Source organism: Streptomyces sp. NPDC088733, from assembly GCF_044751185.1.
Taxonomy (GTDB): domain Bacteria; phylum Actinomycetota; class Actinomycetes; order Streptomycetales; family Streptomycetaceae; genus Actinacidiphila.
The window spans coordinates 230,172-244,711 of record NZ_JBIVLH010000006.1; the positions used below are offsets into that span (position 1 = coordinate 230,172).

The 14,540-nt window shown below is 72.9% G+C and carries 13 protein-coding genes; 7 read left to right on the forward strand and 6 right to left on the reverse strand.

All coding sequences use genetic code 11. From position 1 onward, the window contains the following. Positions 1-24 precede the first annotated feature (24 nt). From ACIP64_RS13625 to ACIP64_RS13635, 3 genes are read right to left on the reverse strand one after another with little or no spacing between them, the layout of a single operon-like run. A complete protein-coding gene (locus ACIP64_RS13625; RefSeq protein ID WP_401585221.1) occupies positions 25-2,526 on the reverse strand; it encodes a SpoIIE family protein phosphatase in 2,502 nt (833 codons plus the stop codon). Between the two features lie 53 nt (positions 2,527-2,579). Next, entirely contained in the window at positions 2,580-3,395 is an 816-nt protein-coding gene (locus ACIP64_RS13630) for a tyrosine-protein phosphatase (protein ID WP_401585223.1), read from the reverse strand. Between the two features lie 36 nt (positions 3,396-3,431). Next, positions 3,432-4,442, reverse strand: a complete 1,011-nt coding sequence (locus ACIP64_RS13635; protein WP_401585226.1) for a polysaccharide deacetylase family protein — start codon at positions 4,440-4,442, stop codon at positions 3,432-3,434. Positions 4,443-4,858: 416 nt separating this feature from the next. On the opposite strand from ACIP64_RS13635, the gene lpdA reads away from it, so the two are divergent. Then, complete coding sequence (gene lpdA, locus ACIP64_RS13640) at positions 4,859-6,262, forward strand: dihydrolipoyl dehydrogenase (protein WP_401585231.1); 1,404 nt, start codon at positions 4,859-4,861, stop codon at positions 6,260-6,262. A gap of 18 nt (positions 6,263-6,280) precedes the next feature. Here lpdA and ACIP64_RS13645 read toward each other — a convergent pair whose 3' ends face one another. Then, a complete protein-coding gene (locus tag ACIP64_RS13645; RefSeq protein ID WP_401585234.1) occupies positions 6,281-7,405 on the reverse strand; it encodes an XdhC family protein in 1,125 nt (374 codons plus the stop codon). Between the two features lie 692 nt (positions 7,406-8,097). Between ACIP64_RS13645 and ACIP64_RS13650 the strand changes: the two genes are divergently transcribed. Beyond that, the gene (locus ACIP64_RS13650; RefSeq protein ID WP_401585236.1) at positions 8,098-8,826 is read left to right on the forward strand and encodes a hypothetical protein; all 729 of its coding nucleotides are present in this window, start codon (positions 8,098-8,100) and stop codon (positions 8,824-8,826) included. Then, positions 8,823-9,329, forward strand: coding sequence for a SixA phosphatase family protein (locus ACIP64_RS13655; RefSeq protein ID WP_401585239.1), 507 nt, complete (start codon positions 8,823-8,825; stop codon positions 9,327-9,329). Before ACIP64_RS13650 ends, ACIP64_RS13655 begins: the two co-directional genes overlap by 4 nt. A gap of 15 nt (positions 9,330-9,344) precedes the next feature. Here ACIP64_RS13655 and ACIP64_RS13660 read toward each other — a convergent pair whose 3' ends face one another. After that, complete coding sequence (locus ACIP64_RS13660) at positions 9,345-9,962, reverse strand: TetR/AcrR family transcriptional regulator (protein ID WP_401585241.1); 618 nt, start codon at positions 9,960-9,962, stop codon at positions 9,345-9,347. Positions 9,963-10,123: 161 nt separating this feature from the next. On the opposite strand from ACIP64_RS13660, the gene ACIP64_RS13665 reads away from it, so the two are divergent. The 4 genes from ACIP64_RS13665 (at position 10,124) to ACIP64_RS13680 (ending at position 13,591) form a co-directional block, all read left to right on the forward strand. After that, the gene (locus ACIP64_RS13665; RefSeq protein WP_401585634.1) at positions 10,124-11,029 is read left to right on the forward strand and encodes an ABC transporter permease; all 906 of its coding nucleotides are present in this window, start codon (positions 10,124-10,126) and stop codon (positions 11,027-11,029) included. After that, a complete protein-coding gene (locus tag ACIP64_RS13670; RefSeq protein WP_401585244.1) occupies positions 11,022-11,795 on the forward strand; it encodes an ABC transporter ATP-binding protein in 774 nt (257 codons plus the stop codon). The genes ACIP64_RS13665 and ACIP64_RS13670 overlap by 8 nt, the downstream gene beginning before the upstream one ends. Before the next feature lie 92 nt (positions 11,796-11,887). Continuing rightward, complete coding sequence (locus tag ACIP64_RS13675; RefSeq protein ID WP_401585246.1) at positions 11,888-12,673, forward strand: VOC family protein; 786 nt, start codon at positions 11,888-11,890, stop codon at positions 12,671-12,673. A 123-nt stretch (positions 12,674-12,796) separates the two neighbouring features. Beyond that, positions 12,797-13,591, forward strand: coding sequence for a VOC family protein (locus ACIP64_RS13680; RefSeq protein ID WP_401585249.1), 795 nt, complete (start codon positions 12,797-12,799; stop codon positions 13,589-13,591). 13 nt (positions 13,592-13,604) lie between these two features. Here the strand turns inward: ACIP64_RS13680 and ACIP64_RS13685 are convergent, their stop codons facing one another. Next, on the reverse strand, positions 13,605-14,519 hold the full coding sequence (locus ACIP64_RS13685) for a YceI family protein (RefSeq protein ID WP_401585251.1): 915 nt from the start codon (positions 14,517-14,519) through the stop codon (positions 13,605-13,607). Between the last annotated feature and the right edge of the window lie 21 nt (positions 14,520-14,540).

Below are 14,540 nucleotides of genomic sequence, written 5' to 3' on the forward strand. Positions count from 1 at the left end.
GGCTCAACCGTGTCCGGGGGAGGCTCAGACGGACCGCGGCGGCACCGTCAGCTCGCTCCACACCTGCTTGCCGCCGCTGAGCGGCACCGTGCCCCAGGTCGTCGACACCGCCTCGACGAGGAGGATGCCGCGCCCGCCCGTGTCCTGCCAGCTGACGACGGCGGGCTTGACGGGAGTGCGCGGAGAGGAGTCGCCGACCGCGATGCGCAGCCGGTCGCCGATGAGGGTGAGGTCGAGCCGGACCTGCCCGTCGGTGTGGACCAGGGCGTTGGTGACGAGTTCGGAGACGACCAGCAGCGCGGTGTCCACCTCGTCGCGGGGTAGCCCCCACGCACGCAGGGTGCGGCCGGTGAAACGCCGGGCGTGCGAGGCGGCATCGGGCAGCCGCCACACCGTCCAGCTCTCGCGGACGGGCCGGACCGCCATGCCGTCGTAGCGCATGAGCAGCAGGGCGATGTCGTCGCCGCGGGTGGCGCCGTCCAGCAGCGCGTCGGCCATCAGCCCCAGATGGCCCGGGTCGGTGGCGGAGAGCGACGCGGCCAGCCGCCGCATGCCGTCGTCGTAGTGCAGTTCGGCGGACTCCACCAGCCCGTCGGTGGTCATCGCCAGGACGGTGCCCGGGCGCAGGCGCAGCGGGATCAGCGGGAACTCGGCGTGCGCGCTGACACCGAGCGGCGGCCCGCCGTCGCCCTCCACCGTCTGCGTCGTGCCGTCGGGCAGCCGCAGGACCGGGGGCAGGTGCCCGGCGCGGACGCACCATCCGCTGCCCGCCTCCATGTCGACGGACACGTAGCAGCACGTGGCGAACAGGTCGGTCTCCATGCCCATGAGCAGCCGGTTGGCATGCGAGACGACGACGTCGGGAGGGTGCCCCTCCACCGCGTACGCGCGGATCGCCGTGCGCATCTGGCCCATGAGCGTGGCCGCGCCCGCGTTGTGCCCCTGCACGTCGCCGATGACCAGGGCGACGTGGTGGTCCTGAAGGTGGATCACGTCGTACCAGTCGCCGCCGACCTCCAGGCCGCCGGTGGTCGGCAGGTAGCGGGCGACGGCGGTTCCGCCGGGCAGTTCGGGCAGGCGGCGGGGGAGCAGGGTGCGCTGGAGGGTGGCGACGAGTTCGTGCTCGGCGTCGAAGGCCCGCACCCGGACCAGCGCCTGGCCCGCCAGGCCGGCCGCGGCGGTCAGCACGGCCCGTTCGTCGGGGGCGAATTCGTGCGGGGAGTCCCAGCCGATCAGGCAGCAGCCGACCACCCGCCCCGCGGCCGGCAGCGGCAGCACGGCCAGCCCCCCGGTGCCCACCCCGGCCAGCGCGGGTTCCAGGGGCGTCCCCGGCGGGCAGAAGGCGATCCTGCCCTCGCGCAGCGCGGTCGCCAGGGTCGGCGTCGAGCGGGTCGGCGCGTCCGGCCACTCGGTGCGCCACTCGCTGCGCCACACGTCGGGCCAGGCGCTCTGGTCGGCCGGGTCGAGCACGGTCACCACCAGCCGGTCGGTCTCCACCTCGGCCAGCGCGATCCGGTCCGCGTTGAGCGGCCCGCGCAGAGCCGTGGCCACGACCTGGCTGACCTCCTGGACCGTCGAGGCGTTCGACAGGTCGGTCGCCAGTTGCTGGATCCGGCCCACGTCGTTGACGCCGGTGCGCAGCCGGGAGGTGTCGCCGACGGTGCCCACCAGCCGCGCGGGACGCCCGTCCTGCGCGAACACCACGTGCCCGCGCAGCCGCAGCCAGCGCAGTTCGCCCGAGGGCCGGCGGATACGGAACTCCAACTCGCGCTCACCGGTCGCCATGTGACCGGGTTCGACCACGGACATGACCGTCGGCAGGTCCTCCGGCACCGTCAGTGCCAGCAGCGTGTCCACCCGCCCGTCGAAATCCGCCGGCGCCAGGCCGAACAGTGCCAGCACTTCGTCGTTCACCCGGATCCGCCCGGTGTCCATGGCGAGGTCGAAGTCGTGGGCCGGTCCGCCGGGCTGGGCTTCCGACGTTTCCGGCGGTCCGGGCGGGGGCGCTTCCCGCGGGGAGCAGGCGGCGGCCGCGGCGTACAGCTGCAGGCACTGCCGGTCCTCGGCGTCGAAGCCCGCCGGGTCGTCGGTGACGGCGACCAGGCAGCCCGCGCCGCGCTCCTCGGCCCGCACCGGCAGCGCGATCAGCGGCACGTCGAACGGGGCGGCGCCGTCGGGTGGTTCGCCCTCGGCCGCGGTGCCGTACGGGTCGGGGGTGCCCGAGGTGGCGACGACCGGCCGGCCGCGCCGGACCGCGGTCGCCACGGGCGAAGGCCCGTCCGCGGGATAATCGTCCAGCAGGCCGTACAGCGTACGAGGAACGCCGGCCGACGCCACCAGGCGCAGCTCCTCGCCGCCCTCGGCGGGAAAGTAGACGGCGACCAGCGTCGCGCCCGTGAAGACCAGGGCCTGCTCGACGACGGATCTCAGGCGTCCCGCCTGGTCAGGACCGGATCGGAGCGTCTTGAGCGCGAGCTCGGCCGACAGCGTCCGAACTCTGCGTCCCTTCGCGCCGTCCCTGACCACCTCGTCATTACACCGTCTCCGGGGCGCCCGCGCAGCCCGTGTGCGCGGAATCGTCACGCCCGGGAGCCGGGGGCGACCAGTCCGTCCCGCAGCCGCTCCACGGCGGCATCGGGCAGTCTCAGGCCGTGCCGCACATAGCCGGTGACATCCCCCCAGTCCTCGGCCACCGTGCGCAGCGCCGCCTCCAGGTAGCGCGGGCGCACCTCGACGACGGCCTCCGCGATCTCCGGGTCGCCGCCGGCCGCCACGAAACGCCGCAGCCCGGGGCCGAAGGCCTCGCGCACCGCGGGATTGACCGACAGGAACTCCCGCTCCACGACGGCGGGATCCGCGCCGAGCAGGGTCAGCAGGACCGTGCTCGCCCACCCGGTGCGGTCCTTGCCCGCCGTGCAGTGGAAGAGCACCGGACGCGCCTCGGGGTCCGCCGCGGTCTCCAGCAGCGCGCAGTACGCGGAGCACGCCCGCGGCGACCGCACCATACGCTCGTACGCCCGTGCCATCAGCTCCTCGGCCCGGCCCCCGCCGAGCTCCCGGTGCGCCCCCGCGGGGTCGTCGAGCAGAGCCGGCAGCCGCGCGGCGGGCAGGTCGGGGCTGTCGCCGAAAACGTCGGCGACGAACAGCCGGGCGCCCTCGGGAAGGACGTCGGGGGCGCCGGCCCGCTCGTCGTGGGTGCGCAGGTCGACCACCGTACGGATACCGAGACCCGCGACGTCCGGGTCCGCCCCGGCGTCGTAGCGGTCGAGCGGGCCGGAGCGCAGCACCACACCGGGGCGCACGACCCGGCCCGGGCCCGCGCCGGCCAGCGGGATCCCGCCGAGATCCCGCATGTTGACCACGGTCCCGGCGTCGATGGCGCTCCCGGTAGCCATGTGCTCATGGTGCGCCGGGCGCGCCGCCCGCGCGATTCAGCGCCCGGGGAAGGTGTAGGTGTAGCCGGCCGCGTCCAGGCGGTCGAGCAGGGTTTCGAGGGCCTGGACGGTCTGCGACCGGTCGCCGCCGCCGTCGTGCATCAGGATGATCCCGCCGGGCTTGAGCTCGCTGTTCACGTTCTTGAGGATGGAGTCGACACCGGGCCGGCGCCAGTCCTCGGAGTCGACGGTCCAGCCGAGCGGGCGCAGGCCGTGGCCGGCGGCTATCGCGCGGATCGCGGGCGAGAAGTCGCCGCCCGGGGCGCGGTAGTACCAGACCCGGTCGCCGTGGCCCGCGGCGCGCGATATCTCCTGCTGCGCGTCGAGGATCTCGTGGCGGTTGTAGGCGGCGGACTTGCCGCTCTGGGCCTCGTCGTGGTGGACGGAGTGGTCGCACAGGCGGTGGCCGGCCGCGCTGATCCTCTTGACCAGGTCCGGGTGCGCGGCGGCGTTGGGGCCTATCTCGCAGAAGGTGGCCTTGGCGTGGTGCGCGGCGAGGACTTGGAGGACCTTCGGGGTCCACGTGGGGTCCGGGCCGTCGTCGAAGGTCAGCGCGACCGACTTCCCGCCGCCCTCCGCGCCGTGCTGGATGGACTGGTCGACCCGGCCGGCGCCCGGTGCGTGGGCCGGGGTGCCGGCGGTCGTGCGGTGCGCGGCCGGCGGGGTGGCGGGCCGGGCGGGGGCGGGCGCGGTGTGCGGGTGCGACGGGTGTGCCCGATGGGCCGGAGCGGTCGCGCGGTGGTGCGTGGGCTTGGCGGGGGCCGCGGTGCGGGGAGTGCCGGCGGTGGGCGCGGGCGCCTTGGCGGCCGGGGAGTGCGGGACCGACGGGGCGGACGGTGCGGACGGGGTCGCCGGGGAAGGCGTGGCGGTCGCGGTGGGTGCCGCCTTGGCGGGCGCCGCGGCCGCCGTCTGGGACATGTGCTGGGTGCCGCAGGCCATCACCGAGGCTCCGGCGATCGTCACCGCCAGGACGCCGAGCGTCCGGTTCGCGCGAGTCGTCAGTGCCACGGGGATACCTCCTGGTGCCGTTCGGACGCATGCGCCGCATGCGTGGATCAGCACTCCACCGTAGGGGGCGCATCCGTCGCTGACCTCGGACTTTGGTCCGTCCTGAAGTCCTTTGCGGAAAGGACGTAGGTCCCTGCCGCCACGGGCGCCCGCAACCGGTCGCCTCCTGGCGGAAGTGATCAGTCGTGCGCCCGGAGCGCGCATTCCCGGTCACCCGGGCCGCCGTCCCGGGCTCGGCCGGAACCTTTGGCCACGGATGCCGGAGGCGTGCCGGCTCATCCGCCGTGGGACGACGCAGATGTGACGGGCCGGACACCGCGCACATGTTGCGCGGCCGAACCGCGCGGGTGATCGTTGCACACGGGGAAGTCCGGCCTGCACGAGCATCCGTCAGTGGTCCAGACAGGGGTTGCCGCATGACCAGTTCACACTTCGACGTCGTCGTCCTGGGCGCGGGCCCCGGCGGGTACGTCGCGGCCATCAGGGCCGCCCAGCTGGGGCTGCGGACCGCGATCGTCGAGGAGCGCTACTGGGGCGGCGTGTGCCTCAACGTCGGCTGCATCCCGTCGAAGGCGCTGCTGCGCAACGCCGAACTGGCCCAGATCTTCACCCAGGAGGCCAAGACCTTCGGCATCCGGGTGAACGGCGAGGTCACCCTCGACTACGGCGCGGCCTTCGAGCGCAGCCGCAAGGTCGCGGACGGCCGGGTCAGGGGCGTCCACTACCTGATGAAGAAGAACGACATCACCAAGTTCGACGGCCGCGGCACCTTCACCGACGACCACACCCTCCAGGTGGCCCTCAACGAGGGCGGTTCGCAGACCGTCACCTTCGACCACTGCATCATCGCCGCCGGGGCCACCACCCGGCTGCTGCCCGGTACGTCGCTCAGCGAGCGGGTCGTGACGTACGAGGAGCAGATCATGACGGACACGCTCCCGCGCAGTGTCCTGATCGCGGGGGCGGGCGCCATCGGCGTCGAATTCGCCTACGTCCTGCACAACTTCGGGGTCAAGGTGACCCTCGTGGAGTTCCTGGACCGCGTGGTGCCGCTGGAGGACGAGGAGGTCTCGGCGGAACTGGCGCGCCGCTACAAGCGGATGGGCATCGACGTGCTGACCTCCACCCGGGTCGAGGCGATCAACGACTCCGGCGACACGGTCAAGGTCATGGTCACCACGGGCGGCCAGCGGCAGACCCTCCAGGCCGACAAGGTGCTCCAGGCCATCGGCTTCCAGCCGCGCGTCTCGGGCTACGGACTGGAGCAGACCGGGGTCCGGCTGACCGAGCGCGGTGCCATCGACATCGACGAGTACTGCCGTACGAACGTCCCGCACATCTTCGCCATCGGCGACGTCACCGCCAAGCTGATGCTCGCGCACGCCGCCGAGGCCATGGGCATCGTCGCCGCGGAGACCATCGGCGACGCGGAGACCATGCCGCTGGACTACGTGATGATCCCGCGCGTGACCTTCTGCCAGCCGCAGATCGCCAGTTTCGGCTGGACCGAGGCGCAGGCCCGCGAGCGCGGCTTCGACGTCCGCGTCGCCAAGTTCCCGTTCTCCGCCAACGCCAAGGCGCACGGTCTCGGGGACTCGGGCGGCTTCGTCAAGCTCGTCGCCGACGCCACCCACGGCGAACTCCTGGGCGGCCACCTCGTCGGCCCCGAAGTCACCGAGCTCCTGCCGGAGTTGACGCTCGCCCAGAAATGGGACCTGACGGCGGCGGAGCTGGCCCGCAACGTCCACGGGCACCCCACCCTCGGCGAGGCGGTCCAGGAGGCGCTGCACGGCCTCGCGGGCCACATGATCAACCTGTGAGCCCGCGGGCGACCGCCGTCAGCCGGACGCCCCCACCCGGCTGAGCACCGGCGGGTGGATGGCTCCCGCGGTAGCGGAGAGCGGCATCCCGGTACCGCCCCAGCGCAGGGCGACGATCTCGGCCGCGATGGACACCGCGACCTCCTCGGGCGTACGCGCGCCGAGGTCGAGCCCGATGGGGGAGCGCAAGCGGGCCAGCGCCTCGGCGGGGACCGGCGTGTCGCGCAGGCGCTTGAGGCGGTCCTCATGGGTGCGGCGGCTGCCCATCACGCCGATGTACGCGGCGGGACGCGTCAGCGCCTCCTCCAGCAGCGGCACGTCGAACTTGGGGTCGTGGGTCAGGACGCAGATGACCGTGCGATCGTCCGTCTCGGTGCCGCCGAGATAGCGGTGCGGCCAGTCGACCACGACCTCCACGCCCTCCGGGAAGCGCCGGGGCGTCGCGAACACCTTCCGCGCGTCGCACACCGTCACGCGGTAGCCAAGGAACAGCCCCATCCGCGCCACCGCGGCGGCGAAGTCGATCGCGCCGAAGACGAGCATGCGCGGGGGCGGGGCGAAGCTGTGGAGGAAGACGCGGACGGCGTCCTCGCGCCGCTCGCCGCGCGGGCCGTAGTGCCGCAGCCCGGTGACGCCCTGGGCCAGCCCGCCGCGGGCGTCGTCGGTGACCGCCGCGTCCAGGCCCTCGGTGCCGAGGGTGCCGGCGACCGCGTCGGGCCACACGGCGAGCGAGGCCCCGCGCGGGGCGGGTCCGTCGAGCACGGTCGCGGTCACCACCGGCCGGTGCGCCGCGACGGACGCGGCCACCGCACCGAAGGCCGGATCGGTGGCGGGGGACACCGGCCGGACGAGCAGGGTCAGCTCGCCGCCGCAGGTCAGCCCCACCTCGAAGGCGTCCGCGTCGCTGTAGCCGAAGGTCTGCACCTGGGCCTCGCCGGACTCCACGACCTCCTTGGCGAGTTCAAAGACGGCGCCCTCCACGCAACCGCCGGACACGCTGCCTACGACCTCGTCGCCCGGCCCGACGGCCATGGCCGCGCCCGGACCGCGCGGCGCGCTGCGGCTGACGTCGACGACGGTCGCCAGGCCGAAGGGGGTCCCGGAGGCGTACCAGCGGCTCAGCGCCGGGAGGATCTCACGCACTGACGGCTCCTCTCGCTGGGCTGTGCAGGTTGTCCGTCCGTTGTGCCCGATATGCGCAACTGTAGGTCGGGCCCCGAGGGGGTGCACAGCGCCGGGGCGGCGCGCCGCCGAGTGCGTGAGTCCCCCGCCCTCCCTCCCGTGTGCCCCGTGAAGTCACGCGCCCCGACGCAAGTCGTTGGGGGGCCGGGTGCGGGGCCTCCGGGGCTGCCATTCTGGACAGCACATTTAGGTGCCTCAGGTACCCGCCTTGAGCACTCCGGGTCACGCACCCAAATATGCTCCAGTGTCCAGAACGCCACCCCTCCAACCCCGCCCCCTCCGTGAGCTCTCGCGCCTGATCCCCGGTGGGTGGTCTGAAGCGGCACCGTGCTCGGGCACGCGTTGGCGCCGCGCCAACGACCTGCTCCGCCGTCACCGCCCACGGCACCCCCACCGGCCGTAAGTCGCCCCAACGACCCCGGGAGGGGGTGCGCCGGGGTCCGCCCGCAGGGGACGAGCGGCGACCGCGGCACACGATGTACGGGGGTAAACCGCGAGCCCCGAGGACGGACTCCGGAGCGGCGCCGACCCCCCACAGCACACGTGCGGGGCCCGCACTTACCGTGCCGGGCACTCGGGAGGGAGGGTGGGGAAAGAGCCAAGCGGCACCGTGCTCGGGCCGCAAGGCCCGCACGCGGCGTAGATTCGGAGGCGTGTTGCGCATCGAGGACGGCCGGACGGGCGGGACCGTGGAGTTGGAGCCGGGACGCCGGGCTCCACTGAGGGTCGTGGCCTGCGTGCCCCGCGGCAGCGGTGCCCAGGCCGCGCGGGTGATCGTGACCACCGACGTGCTCGTGCGGACGGTCGAGGCCACAGGGGGGCAGGTGCTGCTCGCCGTGGTCGGGGCGGAGGACGCCGGCTTCAGCGGGGCGCTCGGAGCCGCCCCCGCGGCGATCCGGGTGGCGACCGTGTCCGAGGCCCAGGAGGGCCTGGCGGGCCGGGTGGCGGTGCGGGTCGTGGCCGTGGGCGACACGGACGACCCCGGCGACGAGGGTGAGGGCGTGCGCATGGATGTCGGCCCCGTCTCCGGGGGCATGTCCCCGGGGCTGGACCTCCGGCTGGCGCTGATGGGCCGGGACCGCCGGGTGCCCCTGGAACTCGCGCCGCCGGCGCTCGGCACGGCCGCCGCGCGGCTCGCCCGCTGGCGCCGGGATGTCGCCCTGTGGGCCGAGGAGCCCTCCAGGCCGATGTGCGCGCAGCACGTCGAGCGCATGCGGGCGGCGCTCTCCCGCGACCTGGACACCCCGGCCGTGCTGGAAGCCCTCGACTTCGTCGGGGCGCAGACGGAACTGCCGCCCGGTTCGCGGTTCGAGACCTTCGCGCACATGGACCGCTTCCTGGGCCTGGAGCTCACCCGTGAGATCGGCGGGGTGCGGCCGTGACCCGGCATCTCGTCCTGCTGCGGCACGCCAAGTCCGCCTGGCCCCCGGACGTCCCCGACCACGACCGTCCGCTCGGCGCCCGCGGTCGCCGTGACGCGCCTGCCGTGGGGCGCTGGCTGCGTGAGAACAAGCACATCCCGGATCTCGTGGTGTGCTCCACCGCCGTGCGTACCCGGGAGACCTGGGAGCTGGCCGCCGACGCCCTCGGCGGCCGCGCAGAGCCGCGGGTCGCGTACGACGAGCGGCTCTACGCGGCCACCGCCCGAGCCCTGCTCGACGTCCTGCGCGAGACGCCCGACGGCGTCCGTACCGTCCTGCTCGTCGGGCACAACCCCGGCGTCCAGGACCTCGCTCTCCGGCTCGCGGGCGGCGGCGCGTCGGAGGCCCTGCTGCGGGCCGCCGACAAGTTCCCCACGTCGGCTCTCGCGGTCCTCACCGCCGCCGGTCCCTGGCCGGCCCTGGACCAGGCCCACCTCGACGACTTCGCGATCCCTCGCGGCTGACGGATGTGCGTATGATCACATCGCGGCTGTCGCCGCGAGCGCCGCGGTCGTGGCGGCGGAGAGACGGTCGAGGTAGCGCGGCGAGAGGGGTGCGCGGAGGACGGCGAGGCGCCAGTAGAGGGGGCCCGCGATGAGGTCCAGGGCGAGCTCGGCGTCGGTGCCCTGCGGCAGCTCGCCGCGGGCGATCGCGCTGTCGATGATGCCGGAGGCGATGCCTCGCTGGGTGTCCCTGAGCGCTGTCTGGAGGGCTTCGGCGATCTCGGGGTTGCGGGAGGCCTCGGCGAGCAGATCGGGGATGATCTGGGAGGCGACGGGGTGCCGCAGTGCCCGTGCGGTGACCTCCAGCAGCACGCGGATGTCGGTCAGGAGCGAACCCGTCGCGGGGGCGGGGACGCCGAGTGCGGCGACCGCGGACACGACGTCGAGGACGAGCGGTAGCTTGGAACGCCAGCGGCGGTAGACGGCGGCCTTGCCCACACCGGCGCGGCGGGCGATGCCCTCGATCGACATCCGGCCGTAGCCGACCGCCGCCAGCTCCGCGAAGACCGCAGCACGGATCGCCTCCGTGACGTCGTCACGGAGCACGGCGGCCCCGGCGGGGGCGCGGCGGGATGGGGCGGTGTCCGATGCCATGGGCGGCAGCCTACGCGACGTCGCGACGGAACGGTTGCGTTCCAGCGCTCGGGTGGTCTAACGTCTCGATCACGACGGTACGGTGTCGTTCCGGTTTAGCGTTAACCCCCCACCCCGCACCCCCTCCCTCGAAAGAAAGCGCCGCCCCCGTGAGCCTTGACATCGAGTCCTCCTCCGCGGCCACCGCGCCGCCAGGCACGCTGACGCTCCCCCCCGGCGAACTGGCGGCCAAGTACGGCCTCTCGGTGAGCGGAGCCAGGCCAAGCCTGATCCAGTACGTACGGCAGCTTTGGGGGCGCCGTCACTTCATCATTTCGTACGCCACGGCCCGTGTGTCGGCGCAGTACACCCAGGCCCGCCTCGGCCAGCTGTGGCAGGTGCTGACGCCGCTGCTCAACGCGGCCGTCTACTACCTGATCTTCGGCCTGCTGCTCGGCACCGACCGGGGCGTGGACAACTTCATCGCGTTCCTCGTCACCGGCGTCTTCGTCTACACCTTCACCCAGTCCTCGGTGATGGCCGGCGTCCGCGCGATCGCCGGCAACCTGGGCCTGGTGCGCGCCCTGCACTTCCCGCGCGCGAGCCTGCCGATCGCCCAGACGCTCATGCAGCTGCAGCAGCTCATGATGTCGATGCTCGTGCTGTTCGCCATCGTGCTGATGACCGGCGAGGTGCCGCGGCCGTCGTGGCTGCTGGCGGTGCCGGCGCTGCTGCTCCAGTCGGTGTTCAACGCGGGCCTCGCGATGGTCGTGGCGCGCATCGGCAGCAAGATGACGGACCTCGCGCAGCTGATGCCGTTCATCCTGCGCACGTGGATGTACATGTCCGGTGTGATGTACAGCATCAGCCACGTCGCGGCGCACGCCCCTTACGTGGTCAAGGTGCTGCTGGGTATCAACCCGGCCGCCGTCTACATCGACCTGATGCGTTTCGCGCTGATCGACAGCTTCACCGCGGACCAGCTGCCGCCGCACGTCTGGCCGGTCGCGCTGGGCTGGGCCGTCGTGATGGGCGTCGGCGGCTTTGTGTACTTCTGGAAGGCAGAGGAGCGGTACGGCCGTGGCTGACGAGCGCATTCCCACCGTGATCGTGGACGACCTGCACATCGTCTACCGGGTGCACGGCGCCGGCGCGGCGCGGGGCAGCGCCGTGAACGCGCTGTCGCGCATCATCCGGCGCAAGGGCAACCCGAACGTGCGCACGGTGCACGCCGTGCGCGGTGTGAGCTTCACCGCGTACCGCGGCGAGTCGATCGGACTGATCGGCTCCAACGGCTCGGGCAAGTCCACCCTCCTCAAGGCGGTGGCCGGCCTGCTGCCCGCGGAGAGCGGCAAGGTCTACACGCAGGGCCAGCCGTCGCTGCTCGGCGTCAACGCCGCGCTGATGAACGACCTGTCCGGCGAGCGCAATGTCCTGCTCGGCGGCCTGGCCATGGGCATGACCCAGGACGAGGTCAGGCAGCGCTACGACGAGATCGTCGAGTTCTCCGGCATCAACGAGAAGGGGGACTTCATCTCCCTGCCGATGCGGACGTACTCCTCCGGCATGGCGGCCCGGCTCCGGTTCTCCATCGCGGCGGCCAAGACGCACGACGTGCTGATGATCGACGAGGCGCTGGCCACCGGTGACAACAGCTTCCGCAAGCGCTCCGAGGCCCGGATCCGCGAGCTGCGCGAGGAAGCCGGAACGGTTTTCCTCGTCAGCCACAACAACAACACGATCCGGGACACCTGCACGCGCGCCATCTGGCTCGAGCACGGCACCCTCCGCATGGACGGTTCGACCTCGGACGTGCTGAAGGCGTACGACGAGTTCACCAAGGCCAAGAAGTGACGCCGCCCGGCGGGAGCCGGGCGGCGGTGCCAGACTGAGGGCGGAAGCGGGAGGACGGCACAGGGCAGCACGCCGTAGCGAAGGAGCCCGTCATGCTCACGACTCACTACGCCCACGGGGCCCCGAGCTGGCTCGACCTCGGATGCAGCCATCCCGGCGCGTCCGCCGCGTTCTACAGCGGGCTCTTCGACTGGGACATGCGGCCCCTGGGGCCGGAAGCGGGCGGCTACGGGTTCTTCCAATTGGACGGGAGAACCGTGGCCGCCCTCAGTCCGTCCGCCGACGAGAGCTCGCCCCCGGCCTGGATGCTGTTCTTCCAGGCGGACGACGCCGACGCCACCGCCAAGGCCGTCGAGCAGGCGGGCGGCACGGTCCGCTTCGGGCCCTTCGACGTGTTCACCAACGGGCGGACGGCGGGCTTCACCGATCCCGGCGGCGCGGACTTCTCCGTCTGGCAACCGGGCGAGACCCGGGGCCTGGACCTGGTCACCGAACCCGGCAGCCTGTGCTGGGCGGAGCTGTTCGTGCCCGACCCCGCCGCGGCGATCGCCTTCTACGGTTCCGTCCTGGACTGGCAGGCGCAGGAGGTCCCCTTCGGCGACTCCGGCTACACGGTGCTGTCCACCTCGGACGGGAGCACCACCCTCGGCGCCGTCGTGCGGATCACCGACGAGATGGGAGCGGCGGGCGTCGTCCCGCGCTGGCTGCCGTACTTCGAGGTCACCGACTGCGACGCGGTGGTGCGCTCGGCGGACCGGCTCGGCGGCTCGGTGGTCATGGCCCCGCAGCACACCGAGGGCGTCGGCCGCTTCGCGCACCTGGCGGATCCGGGGGGCGCGGTATTCGCCGTCATCGCCAGCCAGCCGCCGCGCTCCTGACGGTCCGTCGGGCGGTGTGACCGGGGCGCCCGCGGAGCTGTTCCCGCTGGTCGGGGGCGTTGTCAGTACCCCCTGCAAGACTGTGCGCGACCAGGGAAACACCCTCCGTCGAAGGAGCACCCCATGCTCAGCACAGACTTCCTCCCCGGCGCGCCCAACTGGCTCGACCTGGGAGCGCCGGACAGCAAGGCCGCCGCCGCGTTCTACGGCGAGGTGTTCGGCTGGGAGTACGTCTCGGCCGGACCGGACGCGGGCGGCTACGGCATGTTCAAGATCGGCGAGCGGACCGTCGCCGGGATCGGCCCGGGCGACCCGGACGCCGGCTCGGCGGCCTGGGAGCCGTTCTTCCGGACCCAGGACGCCGAGGCCACGGCCAAGGCGGTGGAGCAGGCCGGCGGCACGGTCCGCGCCCCGGCCATGGACGTCTTCGACCAGGGCCGCATGGCGGTCTTCGCCGACCCGGCCGGGGCGCACTTCTGCGTCTGGCAGCCCGGGGCGAACCAGGGCATCGACGTCGTCAACGAGCCCGGCAGCCTGTACTGGACCGAGCTGTACACCGCCGACGTGCCCGCGGCGCTCGACTTCTACCGGAGCGTCTTCGGCTGGAAGACCGACGACATGAGCAACCCCGGATTCACGTACGTGGTGGTCTCCCCGGGCGCCGGCGACGACAACGCGGGCCACGGCGGCGTGGGGCTGCTGGAGGAGGCGCAGCTCGCCGCGGGCACGACCGCGCACTGGCTGCCGTACTTCACGGCGGCCGACGTCGACGCGACCGTGGCCAAGGCCGTGGCGGCGGGCGGCACCCTCCGCGTGCCCGCGACGGACATGCCGGGTGTCGGCCGCTTCGCCCAGATCACCGACCCGCAGGGCGCGGTGTTCGCGGTCATCACGCCCGCGGCCGACAGCGCGTTCTGAGGCCCGGGCCCGGCTACTCCGGAGGCGTCGGGGTGTCGTGCGCGGAGAACATGGCCTGGATGTCGAGCTCCAGCTTGATGGTCGGGCCGACCACCGCGATACCCCGCGCCAGCATGTTCTGCCAGTTCAAGGTGTAGTCCTCACGGTGGAGTTCGGCGCTCGCGAGGGCCGCGCAGCGCAGTTCCTCGCCGTAGCCGCCGGTCGCCAGGCCCAGGTAGTTGGTGTCGAGGGAGACCGAGCGGCTGGTGCCGTGCATCGTCAGATGGCCCTGGACGGTCCACTTGTTGCCGGTGCGGTGCAGGAAGCGGTCACTGGCGAAGTGGATGAAGGGGTAGGCGGCGACGTCCAGGAAGTCCGCCGAGCGCAGATGGTTGTCCCGGGTGCGGTTGCCGGTGTTGATGCTCGCGGCGTCGATGCTGATCTCGACCTGCGAGTCCTCCATGCGCTCGGCGACCCGGATGCCGCCCTCGAAGCGGTCGAAGCGGCCGTGCACATGCGCCATGCCCACGTGCTTGGCGATGAAGCGGATCGCGGTGTGCGGGGGGTCGAAGAGCCAGGTGCCGGGGGGCGGCAGCTCCAGCCCGGGGGAGGGGGCCAACTGGATGCTGCCGATGGGCGATTGCAGCCCCTCGGCTATCTCCACCGTCCCGCGGTAGGGCTGCAGGCTGTCCGCGGAGACGACGACGGTGTACTGCCCGGGCGGCAGCGTCGCGAGGAAGGTGCCGTAGGGGTCGCTGGTCGCCTTCACCCGCACGCGTCCGCTGCCCAGTTCGGTCACCACGATCTCGGCGCCGTTCATCGGCTGCCCGAGGGGGTCCAGCACTTGGCAGCTGATCAGTCCCGCGCCTCTGGCGATCGGCGGTGCCAGCACCGCCGCTTCTGTACCATTGCGTGCCGAACGATTGCGCCGAAAGAGTGCGATGGCCATGGCTTCACCTTAGATGGCCGA